The sequence below is a fragment of the Enterobacter sp. H2G27 genome (genome assembly GCF_054403075.1).
In genome coordinates this window covers 45,861-67,150 of record NZ_JBSVSI010000002.1, presented here as the reverse complement: position 1 = coordinate 67,150, position 21,290 = coordinate 45,861, and the positions used below count along the sequence as shown (strand labels likewise).

The following is a 21,290-nucleotide window of genomic DNA, read 5'->3' as shown; positions in this document are numbered from 1 at the left end:
TCAAGTCATTATTTGGGTACTGTTGATCTGCCGATTTTGATTTCGCAGCAGCGTATAGACTTCACGTGAGATACAGCGCTTGAGGCAACGCAGTGCTTCCATTTTAGAATGACATTCTGCTACCCGCTTTGCCACATATTCCTGTGTTCTCGCGTCTGTCCGTAATCGACCGATCGCGATAATATGCAGGGCACAATTGGCTGCGCGATCACCGCCACGATTAAGTCGGTGCCGGTTCGTTTTTCCGGAAGATACCGGGACAGGGCTTACGCCACACAGCGCCGCAAAGCCGGACTCAGAGTTCAGACGCTGAGGATTATCACCTGCAGTGATCAACAGCTGCGAAGCGCATTCATATCCCACCGCTTTACGTTTGATAAGCTCAGGTGCCAGCTCATCGGCTATTGACGTTATCATGACGTCCAGATCGGCTATTTCGTCATGGAGCTCAAGATATCTGCGGGCCAGCGATTTCAGGGAGTTATCTGATCTACTGAGTGCAGATAAAGGCGTTGGGGCTGCGACTGTTGCTGTATTGCTGGCTGAAGTTCCTGGGCTTGGTTCGCTCTCTCGACGTGAAATTAGCGCTCTTATTGGAGTTGCTCCAGTAAACAGGGATTCCAGTACGATGCGCGGTCGCCGAACAGTATTCGGAGGGCGAGCTTCCGTCCGTACAGCTCTCTATATGTCAGCTCTGGTTGGGATGAGGCACAACCCGGTAATTAAAGAGTTCTATACACGCCTGGTTGCCGCACGAAAGCCCAAAAAAGTTGCACTGACGGCGTGCATCAGAAAATTACTGACCATCTTGAACGCAATGCTGAAAAAGAATGAAGCATGGGATCCGATGTATCACCAGCATGCTTCGTAGTCGCGCCCGAAAGACAGTTGCTATGCTCAAACTATAGGGCAGGATCGTCTACGGGGGCGGGGTCAGTCCAACAACGGCTCAGAAGTGCCTAGATTATCCGTGGCGATTCAAACTTAACAAAATCACAGCATGTTAACAGATTGTTTCTGGTTTAGAAGAGGGAGACATTACATGCTACGGCCTGCATGGATGTCTATACTATTAGATACACATTTTTTGTTGTTCATTTTAAAAAAAGTTAAAGTTGAGTTGTACATTCATTATGTATATTTTGAGAATAAGTTTTTTAACTTTTAGTCTTCTGTCCTTGTCTTTATTAGTTGAAAGAAGAGCAAAAACTCTAGCGTTAACAAACCAAGATTCAGTCTTGGAGTCTGACACTTTTGTTTATAATGATGTTGATATAGATAATAATTCAACACTCAACGTCATATGTGGTGATGTGATTTTCTCCTTTACGGCTGCGGGGTAGGTTACGGGGCAGGCATTGTAAACATCGAAGAAGGAGGTATGACTTATTCAGGTGGGATTATCGGAGTCGACGGAGGACGTGCGCATGTCTTCATATCAAGTGAAGATAGTATATGGAATGCATCTCAATATTTTATGATTGCTCCCGATGAAACATCTTTTGCTGAGCTAGATATTGTTGATGGGGGTAGCCTAATTGCGCCAACAGTGAATGCAGGCACTGGAACTACAATTATTAACATTGGAAGTTTTGAAACAACTACCCTTGGGTATTTGATAATCGATAAAGTTATTTTATGGTCACATAAATTATGAGCATAGCGATAATAACTATACTGTTGATTATGGTTTTTCTGGTTCTGGTAACAAGTTTCTTACCGGAGGCATAACCTTTTTTCTGGGGAAACACTCTTAGTGATTATACCGTTGTAGACAAAGCAACGTTTAGAGCGCTAGACGTAAATGTAATGAGGGCATCATCTGAACACTTTATTTCTTCCAACGGTCTGATTGATTTGAATGGTTTCAGTCAAATCACAGGGGCAATAAATAATTCGGGTATAATTTATTTTAACGAAAGTGGCTCAACAGCTGGTACAACCTTAACCGTGAATGGTGACTATCATGGCCAGAATGGAAATCTCGTTTTCAACAGTGCTCTTGAGGGCGACGATTCGTTATCTGATACACTTCATATCACTGGAAATACAGATGGGGTTTCAAATGTACAAGTGCATAATTTAGGAGTTAATGGGGTGCAAATACATGTATTCGTTACGAATTCTAGTTTAGATATACAATCTAAGATGTTTCATAATTTTAGTGTGTAACCTCCCGGCAACATTTCTTTCAACATTGAATGTAATTTACAGTTATTTTAATACTATGAACAATATATCAATAATGAGTGACTGCACCTATATAAATATCGTTTCAGATCACTTGCTGCGATTTCTCGTAGATGATTTTCAAAACCACAGTGATAAATCAATTTGCATATTCTTTTTAGTCGGGGAGTTGAATGAAATTAGTCAAATTCATGATTTATTATATAATGAAGAAAATTACTTCTTGCTATTCACTACAGAAAAGAATTTGCGATTTATGGCTTCTTTGAAGCTCTCGAAAAATATTTCTTTTTTTAATTTAAATCTTCAGCTCACGCAAGTTTATAAAAAAATAAAGCAGTGTTTGAATAATATTATTGATAATGAAGAAAATTTTTATAAAAAAAAGTCTAAATTAAACCTTACAAAAATGGAACGCGATGTGGTTCTTCTTTATGTTAGTGGCGTGCCCATTTATAATATCGCGAAAAAGAAAAGCCATTCCACTAAAACAACATACTCACAAATAAGCTCTTCTATAAGTAAATTAGGGCTTCGAACTAGAGTTGAACTTTTCAAAAAATCAAAAATTATAAAACAATGTTCAGATGAAGGTTTTTTTTGATTCCTAGATTACTAAATTGTAATCATTTGCAAATAATCACTATAAGCTTAGGCAAATGTTGCGTACTGCTCTGGCTTGATTGATAATTATTTTTTTGGTATGTAACATCGCTACGCCTACCCTTAAGGAGCTTGAAAGCAATGATTATGGTTACGAAAGAAATCACTAACAATTTGATAAAATCTATTTTTTCGTATAGATGTAAAATCAGAAGATTATGACGTTTATTTTATTAAAATAATTAGCTTGATGATGTAATATCTATTTGGATTGTATAAAAACACAGACAAATTTTCAAGACGTTGTGTTTGGCTCATGGCCTGCCGGGCTTGCCCGGCTTTTTTTTATTACTGATACAAAGCTCCATAGGTTAACCATTGGCGAGAAAGGAGGGCATGAACATCCCCCCAGTATTAGTTACAACTATCCGTTAGTAATGTAGGTTTGTTTACCTTCACATTTTCCAATTCTCCACCGTGCTGAAAACTCTAATGGCGTCTGATAATCCAGTGCCGAATGTGGCCGACACTCGATATAATCCTGTCGCCAGTCGTCAATGATTTTCCTGCCGTGAACGATCTCGCTGTACCAGTGTTCATTCAGACATTTATCGCGAAATCGTCCGGTAAAGCTCTCAATAAATTCGTTCTGCGTTGGTTTACCCCGCTGGATTAACTGTAACTCAACACCATGCTCAGAGGCCCATAGATCCTGTGCGCAGCAGGTGAACTCCGGCCCCTGGTCCGTTCTTATCGTGGTCGGATAGCCTCGAAACAGTGCAATACTGTCCAGAATACGTGTTACCTGAACGCCTGAAGTTTCTAATGCGGTGATAATTCTCAGGCACTTCTTTATAACGTCGTCCACATAGGTCAGGCACTTGATCCTGCCACCATTGGTCAGCGTCATGACTAAATTCATTGACCTGGTCAGAGGTGGTGTCGGAAATGGCGTACTTATGGCAGAGCTAGCAGGCATAAACCCCGGCTTCAGCCTCGCGGAGGATACTGATGATCTGTTCGGAGGAAAAACGTTTCATCATGGGGATGTCCTCATGTGGATTATGAAGACATTACTAACATCGGCGTTGCCGCCGCAGCCTGTAACTCAGTATTTACGAATCGCAGCTCTACGCATGGTGCAGTAAAATTAATAATACAACATCAAAACCATTGCTGCCAACCTGCGCCATCAGGAACTGCGGCAAAAGCCAGACGGTAGTTCAGTCAGGTCAGCTACCTGGTCTTTCTGCCCTGCACCGTAAAGCGTCACGTCGCCCATCCTCACGCCTGCTTCTTCACTGTTGTGTATCCAGTTTGCGGCCAGATAAGGTTTCCAGACACTGTCCTTGCCCGAGCGGTGCTCCATAAAGCCCTTCACGCCCACCCGGCTCTGTACGTTGTTATCCCCCCTACCTGAAACTCGAGTCCCGTTTGTTTCACGATGTTCATCCATCTTAACATCGTTCCACACAATCTGAGCCTGAGGCTGAACAAAGAACGTATTCTGCTCCGTTCCCCCAGTCAGGAACGGTATACCCCCCTTCCAGCGAAACCTGCAGCCCGCCGGAATCATATTTCTCAGCGGGCAATCCCTTTTCCTGCACTTCATTGCTGAACCAGGCATACTGCACCCAGCTGTCAAGGTAAGCCCCGATTTTCTGGTCAGCATTATGATACCAGGTGCCATAGACCCCCGCACTGTAGCCGCTGACGCTGCCCTCAGACCGGTAATCTGTCAGGGATGAGGTGGTTGTGCTGTGGCTGCTGCCGTATCCCGCCATCAATCCGGTACGCCACCTGTCCGTACCCGTGAACGAGCCGCTGAGGACAGCCCCGCCCAGCTGTACCGCATAACGGTTCTCACGGGTATCGAGCTGCTCAGTAGCTTGTTTGCTGTCCAGGTGGCGGCCTTCTGTACGTAATCACATACTGGTTATCTTCTCTTCGCCCGTCAGCATATCGGTATATGCCTGCATACCATCGCGGTCTTCAAGGCGTGTAATGAGCATTTCACGGGCAGCAGCAAGGTTAGTGATATAACTGCCCGAACCCGGACGGACTTAGTGGGTGCCCGCCCAGGTTGTTGACCTGAACGTAGCTGTTGCCTGCCGCATTTCCCTTGACGTGCAGCCTGTCAGAGAGTGAGTTATCCCCCTCCAGAACCGAGTTGAACACCAGCGTCCCGCCATCACCGATATACTCATTCATCGTGAGGGGGGGCCCGACAGAAGACTGATGCTGATTAAAGAATACCGTACCGCCGTTAACCAGAGAATACACGGTCTGGTTATACCCGCTGAGATCAAGCGCCCCTCCGGTATGCACGGCGTAGCTGGACTTGTCACTGAATGCCCCTTCAGCCCCTGCCGCCAGGGTACCGCCCTGAACGGAGGTGGTTCCGTAATAGGTATTGTTTCCGGCCAGAGTGGTGTAGCCATGCAGGACATTAATGTTCCCGTAGCCGGTTACCGAGGAGACGAAGACGTAGTCTGCGTCCGTATGATTGAAGTTAATTTCACCCTGTTGTAGGGTATCGGTGTAAAGCGCGATGCGGTCAGCCTCCATCTTCCCGGCCCCGGTGGCTTCCTGACTGGCGGCCCTCCCGATATTAAGGGTGCCATTAATGAGGTGAATAACCGCGGCGTTCAGTATGCCGTGGTTACTGGCTGTGACCGTGCTGGTAGCACCATAAAAAGTGCCGACACTTATATAGTCCGCAGAGACGGACGCCCCGTTATCAACCGTCATGGTGCCGGTGGCGGTCGCGCCATCGCTATCGCCATAGCCGACATATATATCGTAGTTTGCAGAGACACTCCCCGGTTCAGGCTCTGATGCGCCCGCGCCGTTAATGGTCAGAGAAGCACCTCCAGGTGAACTGCTAACGAAAATGTCATCATTCCAGTTTTTCGCCCACCGTTAACTGGAGCTCCTCCTCCGGCCGGATTACTGTCAGGTCGGCCGCTCCGGCAGGGAAGGAAAAGCCGATGGTCAGCGATACAGCCAGAGGGGATAAATTAAAGCGCTGACTCTTTCCTGACTCAGAGACAGGCATTGAAGTAATTGAATTGAACACAGGTAGTTTACCAGTTAAACAGTTTTTGCCTGATGCACGCATGGTTAAAATCTGCCTGAACAGGTCGGCCCAGTGGGAGCGAAGCTACAAAATGCGACATTTGCGTGAAGACTTACCCGGCAGCTTTTGCCACCGGGTTTAAACACATGGATTGTGGTTGCGACATTACCGTTTCGCAGATGTGGGGATCAGTCCCCGACCCGGAAGAGTCTGACAGGCTGCTCCTGCAGATGGAGGGGCAGTTTCAGGATATTTATCGTCAGGCGTAATATACACTTGGGTTGTGGCCACATACCCGTCACTGAAGATAGCCTCAATGTAAGTGGCCTGCCATCCGCTGTCGGGGACCGTCAGCGGAATGCTGAGTGTATCACCGCCGCCACTCAGACTGACGGGAACTGAGTTGTATCTGACATCGCACGCATAGCGAAAATCCCTTGCTGTCGGGTTCCTGGCTGTCCACTGTAAAACGGTTGCCGGCTTCTCTGAGAAGCTTACCGCCAGCTCTTTTTTCCCCTCCCCGCTGTTTTGTACTTTTTCCATAATTTCAGGGAGCTTTTGCTTCTCCTGAAAACGGTTAACAAAGCTTATAAGCGACTGCTCCGCAACGGACAGAATTCCGTTATGTGAGGAGTTAGGTACAACCCGCAGGGACTTGGAACCGGGTAACTGGTCATAATAAAAATGACTGTTGTCAGGCACATAGAAATCATCACCGCTGGCATTAATAATATATTTATCAATTTTCAGGCGATCCCCCATATCGGTATTCAGATAAGTCAGAGGGTCTTCAAGCGTCATCAGGCTTGCAAATTCATCCGTACCAATCTGCTGGTCAACGCCCTGTTTATAATAGGGATAAAAGGCTACCGGCCAGTTTTTTCCATATGACTGATACATGTGTTCAAGAGACTTTTTAGTATCCAGCAGGTCCATAACGAAAGGAACAACGGCATCGACGTCCGGGTCCGACAGCGCTGTCAGCCACGCGGCCCAGCCACGTTTGGAGGCGCCGGCGACAATAAATTTAGTTATTTTCTGCTGTGCCAGTTCTTTCTTCGCCAGCCTGAACGCCTGCGATACCGACGCTGCCATAGGGATATGAAGGGACGCGTTCTGGTATTTCTGAGTATCGCCGATAAACAGTTTCCAGGTATATGCCACACTGTCATCTTCAGCCAGCGGTGTTGTTACTCCCTGATAACTCAGTACCTGATTAGGAACGTTACTGACTGAGATCACCACAGTTCGTGTGGCAACCGCAATACGTGTAAGTTCTTCCTCGCTGAAGTTTGTGGGCGCCACAGGACTGCCCGAGCCATTGCTGTTGCTGCCGTTATTGATAACAACAAGCGCATTATTTTCTCTGGCGGAATCAGGAATATAGATATCCACCCCGTTCTGCCAGCGTTCCGGAGAGACGACGCCTTGCGGGGACCACGCCTGTGAATTCAGGTTATACCTCTGCAGCATAACCCCGGGGAGTTGTTTTTTTTCCAGGAGAGAATAATCGAGAGGAAGTGCCGCAAGTGACATCCGGTAATCAGAAATGACATGCGTCAGATTTGTGGTTTTATACTTTTCTCCGGGAGAAGACAACGCCAGACAGGCAGGCGAGATAAACAGCATCGCCATATATAATACTTTGATTTTCATCATTTAACTCCTTTTAAAGTGGGAACAAAAACTCATTCATTACAGGCTGACAACTATCATGGTCTTCAGCCTTATTGCTGCATATTAACTTCCGGCCTTATCCCGCAAACGAATAACAGTCTGCCGCGAGGTGCCAAATTCTCTGGCAATAGCACTAATACTTGCTCCAGCTTTAAGACGTTCCAGCACCACCTGTTGCTGTTCCCCATTGAGTGACGAAGGACGCCCGAAGCGTTTTCCCGAAGCCCTGGCACGCGCAATACCTGAATGTGTGCGCTCAATCAACAGGTCCTTCTCAAACTCAGCGACAGCCGAGATCACCTGCATGGTCATTTTCCCCGCCGGACTGGTCAGATCCACGCCACCCAGCGCCAGGCAGTGAACCCTGATATCCGATGTCGCCAGTTGTTCCACCGTTTTCCTGACGTCCATAGCGTTTCGTCCAAGACGATCCAGTTTGGTGACAATCAGCACGTCACCATTTTCCATTCTGTCGAGCAGGCGGGTAAATCCAGGCCGCTCACTGGCGGCAACGGAACCACTGATGTGCTCCTCGATCAGCCGCTGGGATTTGACGGCAAACCCGGCTGCTTCAATTTCCCTGCGCTGGTTTTCCGTGTTCTGCTCCAGTGTGGAAACACGGCAGTAGGCAAAAACGCGTGACATGACCAAATTTCCGTACGAAAAGGATGTACGAATCATAATGCATATCCGCAATTAATTTCACTTACTTTCGGACAGTATTGAGACCCGGTGTACGAAACCGGACGGTTATGGACACTTTCAGGCTGCCAGCGCCAGCCGTTGATCCATGTTCAGTTCGATACGACCATATGGATTAACATGGTTGTATATCAATGGCGTCAGACCACGCCAGTCTTCTTCTGTCATTCGCTGCTGCCAGACCGGCTCTGCGAGCACATTCTGGATCAACAAGGTATTGATATAGACCAGACTGATTTGCAACAGGTGCAGAGAGAGCATCGACAGCTCCTGATCCGCAGGCCGGTTGCTGGTGAATTCTCCCTGTTCGCCATAAAAAATAAAATTATTGGCGCTGTTCCAGTTTTCAACGACGTTGAGACCCGCATTAATTTCGCAACGCAGTGACTCATCGTGTAAATAACGGCAGAGGAAGATAGTCTTAATCGCTTTACCCAGCTCTGCGAGTGCCTTATAGGTTGGATGCTGAATGTTATTGCGGGTGAATCGTCGTAATATGGCCTCGGGTTCGGCGGTTCCGGTTTTAAGTGCCGCTGTATATTTGATTATCTCGTCATACTGTTGTGCAATAAGCTCCCAGTCGATCCCCCGGGTTAAAATTGGCGTCAGATGCGGGTACAACGAGGCATCCTGCTTTTCGCACACATACAGTTTCTGCCGGGCGATAGCTTTCAGGCGCGGCAACAAATCGAACCCCAACACATCACTGAACGCAAAGGCCACTTCACTTTGTCCGTGGCTGTCCACGTACTGGTGGTTGATTTCCATGTCAGTACAGTGACGCAGAACGCCTTCCATCATCGCGGCCACTTCCGATGAGGAACAGCGGCGCAATTGTGAATAAATACACGTGGAGTGCGTATCGACATGCCAGTAAATCATCACACCGCGCCCGCCATAGCGGGCATGCCATTCGGTCATCAGATTCTGATCATAAGCACCAAACTTTCGGGAGTCCGCAGCACAGGATGTCGTCGCGTTTCCCCAGATAGCGGGCTGACGAATACGGAAAATACCGTTCACAATATGTGAAATAGCCGAGCGTAAAGCATCTTTCTGAATAAACCGTCGTTTAACGTAGCGCAATTCATCATAGTTAACGCGGGGTTGCTGGCTGGCGATACGCTTCAGGCCTACATTGGTGCCGAGGCCAAACAGACATAACAACAGGCGGTGTTGTAATACCTCGGGCTCAAGAACTTCCCGACTGGCAGATGTGCGAAATAACGACGAGAAATGTTCCCGTAAATCCACCTCCTTGAGTATGTCTATCAACTCCAGATCGGCCCAGCGCTGGCCAATCTCCTGTTTCAGCGCTGCGGTGTTGGGGGGCTCTGCCTGCTTATCCAGCGGTGTCAGGTGGATGCGGTTTTTCCCCTGTTCCCTGATGCGAAGTCTGGGATTATCCGGCAGACCATTATTCAGCGTACCGAGCCAGTAACGCATCCTGTCCTGGATTTGGTTAATAAAGGTTGTCGCATCAGTAGGTGCCTGCAACAGGGAATAATAATATGCGCGATTGGTGACAAAATCGGCAGGGAGATCTTCTGCCGGATCACGATAACGATCAGCGCCGGTGACCCAGATTTCTTTGTTGCGCAGACTTTTGCGTAAGGCCCGTAACACACAGATTTCATAGTTGATACGATTAATACGCTCTTCACCGGACGGGCTCTGTACGATGACAACATCCCGCCATTTTTTCTGAATAATACCGTCAACAGGCACATCACCCACCACATAGAAATGCTGATTGCTGGTCCTGTTTTCCTTAATAATCTGGATGGCATCAATCACAGGGCGATACAGGGCGTTGCCGGACTGAAACTCAAGCCGGTCCAGTACCGGCATCAACATCCGACGATAGTGGCTACCGTAAGAAGAACGCATGGATTCATGTACTTCCTGTTCGGTATTTACCCCGAGTGATTTGAATTCATCGACCAGATTTTGCAGCATTTTCTGTGAGACAACGGGATAGACAACCTCCTTTATGACGCCGTCCGGCTGGTCAACAGTGGCCTCGGCCATGCGGAACAGCAGGCGCGCCTTGCCCCTTACTTTTTTAAACGCCGCAAACTGCTTTTTATCGACCTTTTTTTCAGCCCGGGTGCCGAGGTTATGGATTAGCACCATCAACATCTCAATCAGCGCATCGGTCAGTTGCTGGCGCCGACGCCAGCAAAACATAGCTACCATGCTGTAACGGATCGCGGAAGGGTGGCGACGAAGCTCCCTGATCGATTCACTTGCACACCGTTGTTGAAACTGCACGATGAATTTAGGGGATATGCCCTGAAAAATATTCGGCTGAAGCGCAACACCATCAAGGCATTTTAGCTGGGCGATGACGGAAAGAACATTCTCCAGACTGGGCCTTCCCGGGTCAGCTTTGAGGCCGCTGAATGTGACTTCGTTTATTCTGGCAGTGCCCGGTTCTTCGGCGGACAGTAAGTGATTGATGGCAACCTTACTGTCGAGTGAAAGTCGGGTAAATATGGTGTTTTGTTGCTTTGTTTCAAACTGGTGCACGGCTGAACGTATAATCCGATCCAGATGCTCGGCAGCGGGCCGTTCAATCTGCTGCTCCTGACACCAGTCAGTAGCAAGTTCGCTGCCGTGTACAGCCTGCGGGTTTAACGGGAGGATAAATTCGGTTAACCAGGTGCTGAGTCGTGCGATATCAGCTTTATTGGGGAGTCTGACACCCAGATAGCGACGAATATTTTGGCGGTGCCGCTGAGCCTGCCGTCCCTGTAGCGGATAGTTTTCAAGAGATACCGAAGTGCATCCGATCTGCTCAGCAATAGCATGCACAACACCTGAAGGGAAATCGTTTAATGACTCAGGGTAATGGCCCTGTACCTGTCGGAATTTTAGTTGAATGGCAAATCCCAGGCGCCCTGTATCGGTCATTCCCGGTAACAGGGAAAGCTCTTCAGCAAGCAAACGCCACTCGTCCCTGCCATCAAAAGTCTGTTCCGGTGACAACATCACAACTCCCTGAATCATCAATGATTAATCGCTATGCCAACCATTTCACAGGTGAGTGTTTTTTACTCAGATCCAGTTCAAAAAAGTCAGATGTCGCATTTTGCAGCTTCGCTCCCACCAGGCCAGGTCGTTATCCACACAAAAGGACCGCAGCCCTTCTGGGCTGCGGAATTTTCGGTTTTCTTTTCTCGTCGGGTCAGGGGGCGGCTGAAGAAGTTCAGCCTGCGATGAGTCATCCTGATGTCGGCATCTGACTCTTTGTTTTAGAATGCATAGCGAACTTTCAAAAAACCGCCTAAGTTACGGTAGTCATCGGTTCCCATATGGCCACTAGCCCCACCGCCTATACTGAGTTGTTTTGTCAGTTGACCCTCAACACCCAGTTTCAGCTCACCAATATTTTTCACACCAGAAGTAGATAGTTTAATATCGTCCATCTTAACTCCATACTCATTGGTGTTATGATGCCAATTCATGGTGACATAAGGTTTCCACATAACCTCAGAACTTTCTTTACCGGTTCGGATTTCCATCCCAGCTTTTAAACCCAACCGTGTATGAATGTTATCAGTCCCTTCACTTTTAACCACTGTTCCGTTGCCTTCGCGGAATTCTTCAGCTTTAACACCATTCCAGATGGCCTGCGCCTGTGGTTCGATGATATAATCCAAGTTCTTGTTACCTGATAATACAAATGCATAACCTGTTTCCACAGATGCCTGCAAACCATCAGAATCATATTTCTCTTCCAACAGACCTTCTCCCTGTACGCTATTACTGAACCACGCGTACTGAAGCCAAGTATCAATCCAGGCCCCCCTGCGGCGATCAGCATATTCAAACCATGTTCCGTACAGTCCCATGGTATAACCATCCGCGTTACCTTTTGACTGATAGCCAGTTATATCTGAACGGGTACTGCTGTGGCTGTTACCATAGCCCGCCATGACGCCCAGACGCCAGTTATCCTCTCCGGTAAAGGAACCATTGATAACATCACCGCCAATCTGAATAATATAGCGATTTTCATCGGTGAAGAGTTGATCACTGCTATCTTTGCTGTCCAGATGGCGCCCTTCCGAGCGTAGCCACATACTTGTCTGTTTTTTCTCACCCGTAGTCAAATCAGTGTAGAGGTGCTCACGACCACGGTCTTCCATTCGAGTGAAGAACATATCTGTGGCGGCTAAGTTGCTAATATAGCTTCCGGCTTCCGGGCGAGTAATATTAACGCCCGGAGTGACTGGTAAAGTTGGGTCAACTGGGTCAACTGGGTCAACTGGGTCAACTGGCAAAGGGCCAGGGATTACTGGTGGTATTACTGGATCCACACCGCCATTACTACTTGTCAGATACCAGCTATTACTATTACCACTGTTACCTCCCTGAACTAAGTGATAATCATAAGCACCTGCAACAATCCGACCGTTTTGGCGGAATTCCGTTCCTTCTGCAATGTTACCGTCGATAGTTATTAGTTTTATTCCCTCTACGGTCTGAGAACCACTACCACCCAAGTTATTAACGGTGACAAATGTTTCTCCATCAGCGCTACCAGTAACATGAAGTGTATCAGTAAGCGAATTATCGCTTTCAAGTACACTGTTGAATACCAGACTGCCACCATTACCATGATAATCACCATTTACAGTGAGCTCAGTTCCAGCCGAATCACCGGTCTCATTGAAATAGATAGTGCCAGAATTATTAATTGTGCCCGTTGTTTGGCTGAATCCATTTAAATCAAGAACCCCTGTAGTAAGTAAAGAATATTCAGAAGATGCGCTTGTTACGTTTTCGTTTTGGGCTACAAACATAGCATTATCAATTACTGTAATTCCAGTGATGGTATTTCCCCCGTAAAAATTAGAAGTGCCTCCGCTAAGATACATCGCTCCATCACCTGAGAAATTGGAGTGAATTTCATAATCATTAGAGTTGTGATTCAATATAAATCGGGAGCTTTCACCCCCGAGAATTATATTTTCAACATTTAAATAACCAGGTTCAACAGCGTCAGACTGCCCCCCTATAATTATATTGCTTTCACCATAGCCAGTAGTAATGTTGTTAGCGCTTATTTTTGCTCCATCTGAAAGTGTGATATTTCCGATGGAACCCTCATCTGGAGCGACCTGAATAGTAGGAGCAACCCATTCAGAGCCTTCTCCCCTAATATCTACATAGCCTTTTCCTCCACCTACTCCAACGATGGTAGTCGAATATAACTTACCTCCATTCGATATATTTAAAAAACCAGTTCCAAATCCACCACCAACAGCAGTTTGTATTGAGTTAACACGCCCCCCATCAATATTAAAAACTGCGTAATCAGGTATATCGCTATTGGCAGCAGCTACATATAACCCCCCCAAACCTACATTCACAGTGGAACCATTAGTTACATACATTTCAGCCGCTTGACCTAATTCTCCTTTTAAATTTAACTGCCCTGTACTTAATGTTGAATTTCCGTCCATAATTACAGAAGCGTTGTTACCTAACTCAACGAAACATTGCGCACAATTGGAGACACTTGCACCATTTGTAAGGTGTAGTGTAGATGGAGCTGAAAGGTCGCCTCTCAAAACAATATGACTAGTTGCTTCAACATTTGCATTATCAACTGTGAGAGAACCATTTCCATTTATTTGTATGCTAGAATAAATAGTTGTTCCTGAGTCGATTGTTTGTTCTTCATTGGTTAAAGTCAATGAATCAATAGCAAAAGTTGATTTTGAAATAAATATAAACAAAAGGGCTGGGGTTGAGTTTGATATTAATTTTCTCACTGGAAAAACCTAATGTATTGAAGATTATAAGGGTGATAAAAAAGGTATTGCTTACCTAGTTCAAAATACCACATCATAAATTCTAGTGATCCATAAATGTCACATTCACCAACCTAGATAACATTTAATTAACAACCTGCTTGTTTTGAGGTACCTGGTTTCAGTTGCCACATACTGACCCCTGATCCGGGTTACGGGATACCGAAGGTGGGGTTCTTTAATACGCCCGATCTGTATATACACTGTCTGTCGCAGAAATCCCCCCCTTATACCATCACTCTGAAGATTGTCATTGAAGGCCTTATGAACGAAGACTGGACTAAAGGATGGAAGCCAGCCACAAAATATTCAGCAAACAATACAGATAATTAATGTACCATCTTCACCCATTTAAATGAGTCTATAAATTGAGCAAAATTTAGAACTCTAATATGAAATCTTATTAGGAATTTTCTTGTCATGCTAAATATAATATTCATGCGGCCGATAATAAGAGTGTAAGAAAGGGGGCGGTGTGAACGATTTTCATAATTTAAGTATTTGTATTCAGAATAAGGATGTGGCAGGCGCATTGCGCGTGCTGCGTGATAAATCAGAATTTGCGGTGCGCAAGATTCTGGAGAAACTCAAGATCAGGGTCACATCGCAAACCGGCAGGGCATTCTGGCATTATGTTCAGGGCTGGCTGTTAACCGCGTGTCGCCAGGGGAGTATACAGCATGAACCATTCAGTACCCGACGTTCTTCCCAAAATCCGGAATGCCAGCCAGCTCAGTCCCGCTGCTCTCGATATGGTCAAGCTTCTCGCACTTCTGGCCATGATTATCGACCACACCAATACGGTGTTTCTGTCGCCAGCCTGGCCGATGATGTATGCGCTTGGCCGGATGGCCTTCCCCCTGTTCACGCTTATATGGGCGATGAACGTACAGCGCACCCCGGAACGACTGCAGAAGAGAGCCAGTCGCCTGTGGATCTGGGCAGTCATCACGCAGCCGGTGTTCAGCCTGGCATTCTGCCATCACCAGCCCTGGTGGGCCCTGAACATTCTGTTCGTGTTTACCGGCGTCACGCAGCTGCTTGCCCTGCAGTACCGGCACGGCCGGAAAGGAATGCTCGCCGGATATCTGCTCCTGGCCCTCATGATTTGGCCACTGCAGCCGGCAAGCTACGGGCTGGCAGGAATAACGCTGGCCATCAGTATGGCAACGGTTTCTGGCAGCGATACACTCGGAGTACAGCGGCTGGCAGCCATAACTGCCGTGCTGTCACTGATTTGTTTAAACGGGTTATCGCATCTCCTGGATATGCCTGCAGAAACATTATTACTGGCCACGCTGCCTACTCTGGCATTCCCCCTGGCAGTGGTTTCCTTCTGCAGGCAAATCTGTCCGGAGGGCCGCAGGCGTTTCATGCCGCGTAATTTCTTTTATTATGCTTACGCCGGTCACCTGGGGATTATTGGTCTGGTACAGTATACTTTCGCCTGATAAGGGAGGACGTGATGGCTATCAGTAAATCAAGCGCCACTTTGGCTTTAACCCCCCATTCCGCAATTTTAAGCGCCATTGCGGGACGTGGCGTGCCGGATACTTTCCTGAAGAAATCGGGCCTGGTCCAGTACCACAGCCGTTGTGCTTCGGGTTTCAGCCTCAGGCCATACGCGCCGTAGACTTCGCTGAAGAGTGTGACAGCCTTATACGTCCCCAGCCCCTGCTGCCGGCTGAAGCCCAGAAATTCAGCGATCTCCATCGAGCCGTCAGCGAATATTCCCTCCGTCTGCTTATCACCGAGGAGGTTGTGCGCGGCTTTCCGTGAAATCGTGTTAAAGCCATTTACGACAATCACCGCGCCGGCCACTACGACGTCGACAGCTGAAATGATGTAACCCACAATTTTATTCTTATCCCGGACAACCTTCACCTCGGCATAGAGTTTTGCATAGCCGGTTTTGAGCGATCGGGACTGCTCCAGCAGGCTGGTATTTTCAGCCCGTAAGGCCCGCAGACAGGCCATACAGTCATCAACCGTTTTCGCCCGGCGTGCGGCCTCAAACTGGGCCATGATGAATGCTCTGATCTCATCCACAAACTGAATCCGGATGAAACCATCCTGGAGATGCATAGCCGCCACCGTGTTGGCCGTATTCACCAGTTTCCTGGCCTCCAGGTTGATCATGGTTTCCGCCCAGACACGGGAATTCTGGCCGGGTAAAAGCAACGTGTCCATTTTATCGCCTCGCTTATCTGTTTCTGAAAGCATATTCCCGAAACGAGTTTTGACAACAAAAAAGGGCACGCTACCCTGCAGAACTCACTGATGCCGCATCGCGGCATGGAGGCGCCAGCTGAGGCCAGACAGGGAGAGAATGCCGACGGGCGCCGTGACCGGCGTAAGCCGCTGCGGTTTGAAAGGTTCTGCCTGTCCCATCCCTTACCCTGCAAAGCCATATCCGGTAACCGCCACGCCTGATGGTGATGTGCGCGGTCGGAGTGAGCCCGTCGAGGCCAGAGGCCGCTGACGGGCTGTATCTCCGCGTTAGCGCCGTGAGGCGCTTACGAGCGTGTACAGCGGGCTTGCCGCGACGCTAACTGCAGCTGCTCTGATTTCTAGTTACAACATCCCTCTTAAAGCGAGGGTGTTCCGGCCCTTCGGGCCGGGGCGGCGTCGGTTTAGCAGGGGTCAGGTAAGTATGCAGTGTTGGGTTTTGGCCAGAACGGGGCCCGGCGCTTGCGACGGGAGGTACTTTTGGTTTTTGTTCTGAGCGCGCGGCCGTGAGGCCGCTGCATGCGAAGGCATTTTACGTTATCCACAGAGTTGCCGAAGACAAAGATCTACTCTGGAATGTAATGAACAGAGAGATAAAAATGGTGAAGTAAGACTGTTTTGCGGAATGTCTTTTATTCATTTCCGGGTTACTTCACTTATTCGTTTGCGGATTTCTGTGTAAAAAAAAGAGACAGTGGCCATTGCGGACCATAACGACCGGCAGAACGTCATGATGATCGGAAGTAGAAAGGAGTAAAGGATGAAAAATGAGCAGAATGGCCGAAAAAAACCAGCACTAAAAGCCCCGGTTAGGGGACTGTAAACAGAAAGTCTGTTGTTTCGTCTGTGATTAGTCAGGTGGAGAAAGCGCCAGATCCAGCTGGTAAAGATGCTGGATGGCCAGAGCTTTCAGGCGCTCAGATGTGCACCAGTACGCTTCGTCAGGCGGCAGGGTGCGGTAAATCCATTCAGACATTGCATGGAGTCGTTCATCTGCCGGCAGCTTGATCAGATTGTTGGCACGTTTACGCTCCGCGCCTTTTTTGCGGCGGTAAACGAGTGCCTCCCGGCGCTTACGGCCGGACCAGCATTTCCGCGCGGAATGGGGCTGAACATCATCATGTTCGCTCATCACCCCTTCCCGGATCAGCTGCTCACGCTCGGCGCTCTGGCGGAGCTTCTTCTCCTGCTCTTTAAACAGCTTGTCCATATCGACGCCCAGCATCTGAAATCCCACGGGGGTGATATAGACATACGTTGGCAGCCAGGAGCGGGATTCACGATCCCAGGTGCGTTCTTCCGCAAGGCCAAGAACGCCAAACCGTACCTGTTCCTCAATAAGCCGTGAAAGGCGTGACACCGTCACCTCCGTTTCCGGAATGACATTGCCTTTGGCGTCCTTTGCACTGAGCTCTTTTGCCAGACGGGAGATACACATGCCGACAGTATGCTTGCCGGCATCACAGAAGCTGATGAGCACTGGCCAGAGCGCATCGAGCAGGCGCTGACGTTCCGGACGGAAGCCATATTTACGTCCAGCTTTACGGCGGCCGGCGACATAGAGAGGGTGACGAGAAACATGCATGCGCAGGCTGACCTGCCCGGTTTCTTTATCTTTTTTCACCAGGCGATTGTAGGCATGACCAAGCTGCCCGGAGAGCTTTTTATAATGCTCCGGGCGATACCAGGCCGGATTCTCACATTTGGCTTTTGTGGAATGCTTACCGCGTTTACGGCGGGTCAGTTTTTTGACCGGAGCAATGAGGAAATTACTCTGAGTTCCGGCCTCGACATCCTGCCAGAAACGTTTTAGCTCATCTGCCGGTAAAACTGACCAGTGAAGAGAAATCTGTTTGTCATTCACGGCGGCCTGTTCTTATGGCGGCCGGGTGTTGTGTTATGTGGTGCATGCGTTATAATCCTTCACAGGCAAATCGCCTGCTTTTGGACCCCCTGATATCTGTGTCTTCCGCCAAGTTGATGACAGTTATCGGGGGGTTTGTGCATTCAGACTCCGGGAAGTCCCGTTACCTGCTCCTGAACGTTTTACTGGACACGTCCTGTCCTTATTTGTTTCCGGAAGTCCGCATTTCTTCCGTAAACCATTTTTGTCACCCGCCTGCCTCACCACAAAGCAGTCAACCCGTCAGTTTGAGTTAGGTCACAAAAGTAATCTGAATCAACAATCTGTCCCACCACAAGACGATCGCTGACGATCAGAATACTACCTTCTCGTCAGTAATTTTTCCAGATGTTAGACCAGATTACTATCCATCATATGCGACTGATTACCCTTACGAGATTTTTACCGACTGCGTTCGCCGTTATCTCTGAGCGTTAGGTGTAATCAAGTGAGCCTACAGAGAGCTGAGACATTTGCATGCAGGGCATTTGAGTCATGAATTTATAAGGTGAAACTTTCGAACCATAACCGCAAAGATAAAAGTCTGTATAGCTTTTGCTATACATGAATCTTATGCTATGCTTGTAAAGCAATTACTATACAAGGAGAGCACTTATGAAATCTGATGTTCAGCTCAATCTTAGAGCCAAAGAGTCACAAAGAGCACTAATCGATGCTGCTGCAGAGATCCTCCATAAATCACGTACAGACTTCATTCTGGAAATGGCATGCCAGGCTGCAGAGAATGTGATCCTGGATCGGCGCGTTTTCAATTTTAACGATGAGCAGTATGCAGAATTTATCGATATGCTCGAAGCACCAGTTTCGGATGACGTTGCCATTAATAAACTCCTGGCAAGGAAACCTCAGTGGAACGTGTAACAGCTCCAGAACCGTTATCCAGCTTTCATCAACTTGCTGAATTTGTAAGTGGTGAGACGGTACTTGATAACTGGCTTAAACAGAGAGGATTAAAAAATCAGGCTCTTGGTGGATCCCGAACGTTTGTTGTGTGTAAAACAGGAACGAAACAAGTTGCCGGTTTTTACTCTCTGGCCACCGGCAGTGTTAACCACGTGGAAGCAACGGGAAGTGTCAGGCGCAATATGCCAGACCCAATTCCCGTAATCATACTTGCTCGTCTGGCTGTCGATGTCTCATTTCGAGGGAAAGGTCTTGGTGCTGATTTACTGCACGATGCAGTTCTGCGCTGTTACCGTGTAGCTGAGAATATTGGAGTCCGTGCGATTATGGTTCATGCACTGACTGAAGAAGCCAAAAGCTTTTACCTTCACCATGGCTTTAAGGCATCACAAACCCAGGTGCGGACTTTGTTTCTCAAACTACCATAGTAGGTTTTGAGTACGGAAGGGGGGGGTATTAACTCCTTGATTTTAAATATATAATTATTTTATTTAACATAATCTTTGTTAAGCGTACTAAAAATGTAGTGGCTCAATGCTAATGTCTATTTGTGGCTCATTAGGAATGTCCAGGCTATAGTTTTTAAATCTGTATGACTAGACAAAGACTCACTTTTTCCTGATGAGGAGTTTTCTATGGCTATACAAGATACCGGGATGTTCTCCGTGAACGAAATCAACCGCCTCAAAATCCTTCAGGATGTCATCGATCACAACCTGCGTCCTGGTCAGGCAGCGGAGATGCTCGGCATCACGCCACGTCATTGCAGCCGTCTGCTGAAACGCTATCATCAACTTGGACCGCTTGGCATGAACAACCAGAGTCGTGGCCGCACTGGTAACCGTCTGTTGCCAGCGTCACTGACAGATCAGGCACTAAGTATAATCCGGGAGCACTACCGTGATTTTAGCCCCACGCTGGCGCGGGAAAAGCTGGAGGAAGTTCACGGTCTGGTCCTTGGCAAAGAAACCATCCGACGCCTCATGATACAAGCCGGACTCTGGATCCCTCGCAGACAGCGCGCACCTAAAATTCATCAGCCTCGTTACCGGCGGCCTTGTACTGGCGAACTGATACAAATTGATGGCTGTGACCATCACTGGTTTGAAAACCGGGGTCGACCCTGTACTGCTCTTGTCTATGTTGACGATGCCACCAGTCGCCTGATGCACCTGCTGTTTGTGAAATCTGAATCCACATTTACCTATTTTGAAGCGACTCGTGGCTATATCGAAAAATACGGTAAACCCATGATCCTTTACAGCGATAAAGCCAGTGTCTTCTGGGTTAATAATAAGCATGCCACCACCGGTCCCGGCGAAACCCAGTTTGCCAGGGCAATGCGCTGCCTCAATATCACACCGCTGTGCGCAGAAACCAGCCAGGCCAAAGGCCGTGTGGAACGTGCTCATCTAACCCTTCAGGACCGGCTGGTTAAGGAGTTCAGGCTTAAGGGGATCTGTACGATAGAAGCGGCCAACGCATTTGCAGAAGAATACATGGCGGATTATAACCGGCGCTTTGCTAAAGAACCATTGCATGATTTTAACGCGCACCGGCCACTGGCATTAGACGATGACCTTGATGCGGAATTTACTTGGCGAGAGCCCCGTCGTGTATCAAAAAGTCTGACTGTACAATACGATAAAATCCTCTATCTGATTGAGGACAGCGAATGCAGTCGAAGAGCCATCGGCAAATATATTGATGTCTAGCATTACCCTGCCGGACATAAGGAGTTGTGACTAAATGGCGTGCTGCTGCCCTACTCCACCTATGACCGGCTTTCTGAGGTTGATACCGTCGCAATTGTGGATAACAAGAGACTTGGCCATGTGTTGGATATTGCCCGTCAGGTCCAGAGAAAACGGGACAATAATCGCTCGCAATCGTTACCTTGTTCTGGTGATGAGCCTTCCCGCAGACGGCACGCCCCTAGTATCAACAAATCCCAGCGCTCACTGAACGAAGATGACCTGCTTGAAGCCATGATTAAGCTTCAGGGGAGCTCTGAGGCCATTTTTGGTAAAAGGTGAACTTGCCTCGTACTCACTGACCAGCGGCAATGTGTGCGCTATCTTTCGGCTATTGCAATCAAATCCAGAAAAGATTTCTGAGAAATGCAAAAACTTCAATGATATTATATACAAAGGAAACC

16 protein-coding genes and 5 pseudogenes are annotated in these 21,290 nt (G+C 47.8%); 9 read left to right on the top strand and 12 right to left on the bottom strand.

Annotated features, from left to right (window positions below):
* Window positions 1-480 (bottom strand): annotated as a pseudogene (locus ACW9E7_RS21990) (transposase); the annotation flags it as partial.
* Here ACW9E7_RS21990 and ACW9E7_RS21985 point away from each other — a divergent pair.
* From ACW9E7_RS21985 to ACW9E7_RS21970, 4 genes and pseudogenes are all read left to right on the top strand, one after another.
* Window positions 467-871, top strand: a pseudogene (locus tag ACW9E7_RS21985) (transposase); the annotation flags it as partial. The pseudogenes ACW9E7_RS21990 and ACW9E7_RS21985 overlap by 14 nt on opposite strands.
* 510 nt (window positions 872-1,381) lie before the next feature.
* Window positions 1,382-1,657 (top strand): hypothetical protein, encoded by a 276-nt coding sequence (locus tag ACW9E7_RS21980; protein WP_252076401.1) that lies wholly within the window; start codon window positions 1,382-1,384, stop codon window positions 1,655-1,657.
* 152 nt (window positions 1,658-1,809) lie between these two features.
* Complete coding sequence (locus tag ACW9E7_RS21975; RefSeq protein ID WP_458728438.1) at window positions 1,810-2,172, top strand: autotransporter outer membrane beta-barrel domain-containing protein; 363 nt, start codon at window positions 1,810-1,812, stop codon at window positions 2,170-2,172.
* A 73-nt stretch (window positions 2,173-2,245) separates the two neighbouring features.
* A complete protein-coding gene (locus tag ACW9E7_RS21970; protein ID WP_458728437.1) occupies window positions 2,246-2,794 on the top strand; it encodes a helix-turn-helix transcriptional regulator in 549 nt (182 codons plus the stop codon).
* A gap of 423 nt (window positions 2,795-3,217) precedes the next feature.
* Here the strand turns inward: ACW9E7_RS21970 and ACW9E7_RS21965 are convergent.
* Window positions 3,218-3,733 (bottom strand): annotated as a pseudogene (locus ACW9E7_RS21965) (integrase core domain-containing protein); the annotation flags it as partial.
* On the opposite strand from ACW9E7_RS21965, the gene ACW9E7_RS21960 reads away from it, so the two are divergent.
* Complete coding sequence (locus ACW9E7_RS21960) at window positions 3,702-3,941, top strand: hypothetical protein (protein ID WP_252076451.1); 240 nt, start codon at window positions 3,702-3,704, stop codon at window positions 3,939-3,941. The pseudogene ACW9E7_RS21965 and the gene ACW9E7_RS21960 overlap by 32 nt on opposite strands.
* Window positions 3,942-3,985: 44 nt before the next feature.
* Here the strand turns inward: ACW9E7_RS21960 and ACW9E7_RS21955 are convergent, their stop codons facing one another.
* From ACW9E7_RS21955 to ACW9E7_RS21920, 8 genes and pseudogenes are all read right to left on the bottom strand, one after another.
* Window positions 3,986-4,369 carry an autotransporter outer membrane beta-barrel domain-containing protein gene (locus ACW9E7_RS21955; RefSeq protein WP_458728468.1) on the bottom strand — a complete coding sequence of 128 codons (384 nt, stop codon included), beginning with the start codon at window positions 4,367-4,369 and terminating at the stop codon, window positions 3,986-3,988.
* Window positions 4,251-4,703 (bottom strand): annotated as a pseudogene (locus ACW9E7_RS21950) (autotransporter outer membrane beta-barrel domain-containing protein); the annotation flags it as partial. The pseudogene ACW9E7_RS21950 and the gene ACW9E7_RS21955, both read right to left, overlap by 119 nt.
* 121 nt (window positions 4,704-4,824) lie before the next feature.
* Complete coding sequence (locus ACW9E7_RS21945) at window positions 4,825-5,544, bottom strand: autotransporter outer membrane beta-barrel domain-containing protein (protein ID WP_458728436.1); 720 nt, start codon at window positions 5,542-5,544, stop codon at window positions 4,825-4,827.
* Between the two features lie 148 nt (window positions 5,545-5,692).
* Window positions 5,693-5,914 (bottom strand): hypothetical protein, encoded by a 222-nt coding sequence (locus tag ACW9E7_RS21940; protein ID WP_458728435.1) that lies wholly within the window; start codon window positions 5,912-5,914, stop codon window positions 5,693-5,695.
* A gap of 123 nt (window positions 5,915-6,037) precedes the next feature.
* Entirely contained in the window at window positions 6,038-7,531 is a 1,494-nt protein-coding gene (locus ACW9E7_RS21935) for a PhoPQ-activated protein PqaA family protein (RefSeq protein ID WP_458728434.1), read from the bottom strand.
* 81 nt (window positions 7,532-7,612) lie between these two features.
* Window positions 7,613-8,194, bottom strand: a complete 582-nt coding sequence (locus ACW9E7_RS21930; RefSeq protein WP_106668269.1) for a recombinase family protein — start codon at window positions 8,192-8,194, stop codon at window positions 7,613-7,615.
* Window positions 8,195-8,311: 117 nt separating this feature from the next.
* A complete protein-coding gene (locus tag ACW9E7_RS21925) occupies window positions 8,312-11,263 on the bottom strand; it encodes a Tn3 family transposase (protein ID WP_458728467.1) in 2,952 nt (983 codons plus the stop codon).
* A 245-nt stretch (window positions 11,264-11,508) separates the two neighbouring features.
* Window positions 11,509-14,037: an autotransporter outer membrane beta-barrel domain-containing protein gene (locus tag ACW9E7_RS21920; protein WP_458728433.1), complete on the bottom strand. Its 2,529-nt coding sequence runs from the start codon at window positions 14,035-14,037 to the stop codon at window positions 11,509-11,511.
* Window positions 14,038-14,756: 719 nt separating this feature from the next.
* Between ACW9E7_RS21920 and ACW9E7_RS21915 the strand changes: the two genes are divergently transcribed.
* Window positions 14,757-15,527: a TraX family protein gene (locus ACW9E7_RS21915; protein ID WP_252076407.1), complete on the top strand. Its 771-nt coding sequence runs from the start codon at window positions 14,757-14,759 to the stop codon at window positions 15,525-15,527.
* On the opposite strand, the gene ACW9E7_RS21910 is transcribed toward ACW9E7_RS21915, so the two are convergent.
* Both ACW9E7_RS21910 and repA read right to left on the bottom strand, forming a co-directional pair.
* The gene (locus ACW9E7_RS21910) at window positions 15,496-16,266 is read right to left on the bottom strand and encodes a DUF4225 domain-containing protein (RefSeq protein ID WP_252076408.1); all 771 of its coding nucleotides are present in this window, start codon (window positions 16,264-16,266) and stop codon (window positions 15,496-15,498) included. The genes ACW9E7_RS21915 and ACW9E7_RS21910 overlap by 32 nt on opposite strands.
* 889 nt (window positions 16,267-17,155) lie before the next feature.
* Window positions 17,156-18,169 carry a plasmid replication initiator RepA gene (gene repA / locus ACW9E7_RS21905; protein ID WP_458728432.1) on the bottom strand — a complete coding sequence of 338 codons (1,014 nt, stop codon included), beginning with the start codon at window positions 18,167-18,169 and terminating at the stop codon, window positions 17,156-17,158.
* Window positions 18,170-18,823: 654 nt separating this feature from the next.
* Between repA and ACW9E7_RS21900 the strand changes: the two genes are divergently transcribed.
* The 3 genes and pseudogenes from ACW9E7_RS21900 to ACW9E7_RS21890 all read left to right on the top strand — a co-directional run bounded on the left by ACW9E7_RS21900 (window position 18,824) and on the right by ACW9E7_RS21890 (window position 21,168).
* Window positions 18,824-19,090: a type II toxin-antitoxin system TacA family antitoxin gene (locus tag ACW9E7_RS21900; protein WP_458728431.1), complete on the top strand. Its 267-nt coding sequence runs from the start codon at window positions 18,824-18,826 to the stop codon at window positions 19,088-19,090.
* Window positions 19,078-19,560 carry a GNAT family N-acetyltransferase gene (locus tag ACW9E7_RS21895; RefSeq protein ID WP_458728430.1) on the top strand — a complete coding sequence of 161 codons (483 nt, stop codon included), beginning with the start codon at window positions 19,078-19,080 and terminating at the stop codon, window positions 19,558-19,560. The genes ACW9E7_RS21900 and ACW9E7_RS21895 overlap by 13 nt, the downstream gene beginning before the upstream one ends.
* Window positions 19,561-19,767: 207 nt before the next feature.
* Window positions 19,768-21,168: pseudogene (locus ACW9E7_RS21890) on the top strand (ISNCY family transposase).
* Window positions 21,169-21,290 lie beyond the last annotated feature (122 nt).

Excerpts from the sequence above, each read along its gene's own strand:
- ACW9E7_RS21980 (WP_252076401.1), top strand. The coding sequence starts at position 1,382 with ATGACTTATTCAGGTGGGATTATCGGAGTCGACGGAGGACGTGCGCAT.
- ACW9E7_RS21975 (WP_458728438.1), top strand. The coding sequence starts at position 1,810 with ATGAGGGCATCATCTGAACACTTTATTTCTTCCAACGGTCTGATTGAT.
- ACW9E7_RS21970 (WP_458728437.1), top strand. The coding sequence starts at position 2,246 with ATGAGTGACTGCACCTATATAAATATCGTTTCAGATCACTTGCTGCGA.
- ACW9E7_RS21960 (WP_252076451.1), top strand. The coding sequence starts at position 3,702 with ATGACTAAATTCATTGACCTGGTCAGAGGTGGTGTCGGAAATGGCGTA.
- ACW9E7_RS21955 (WP_458728468.1), bottom strand. The coding sequence starts at position 4,369 with ATGATTCCGGCGGGCTGCAGGTTTCGCTGGAAGGGGGGTATACCGTTC.
- ACW9E7_RS21945 (WP_458728436.1), bottom strand. The coding sequence starts at position 5,544 with ATGACGGTTGATAACGGGGCGTCCGTCTCTGCGGACTATATAAGTGTC.
- ACW9E7_RS21940 (WP_458728435.1), bottom strand. The coding sequence starts at position 5,914 with ATGCGTGCATCAGGCAAAAACTGTTTAACTGGTAAACTACCTGTGTTC.
- ACW9E7_RS21935 (WP_458728434.1), bottom strand. The coding sequence starts at position 7,531 with ATGATGAAAATCAAAGTATTATATATGGCGATGCTGTTTATCTCGCCT.
- ACW9E7_RS21930 (WP_106668269.1), bottom strand. The coding sequence starts at position 8,194 with ATGTCACGCGTTTTTGCCTACTGCCGTGTTTCCACACTGGAGCAGAAC.
- ACW9E7_RS21925 (WP_458728467.1), bottom strand. The coding sequence starts at position 11,263 with ATGATTCAGGGAGTTGTGATGTTGTCACCGGAACAGACTTTTGATGGC.
- ACW9E7_RS21915 (WP_252076407.1), top strand. The coding sequence starts at position 14,757 with ATGAACCATTCAGTACCCGACGTTCTTCCCAAAATCCGGAATGCCAGC.
- ACW9E7_RS21910 (WP_252076408.1), bottom strand. The coding sequence starts at position 16,266 with ATGGACACGTTGCTTTTACCCGGCCAGAATTCCCGTGTCTGGGCGGAA.
- ACW9E7_RS21900 (WP_458728431.1), top strand. The coding sequence starts at position 18,824 with ATGAAATCTGATGTTCAGCTCAATCTTAGAGCCAAAGAGTCACAAAGA.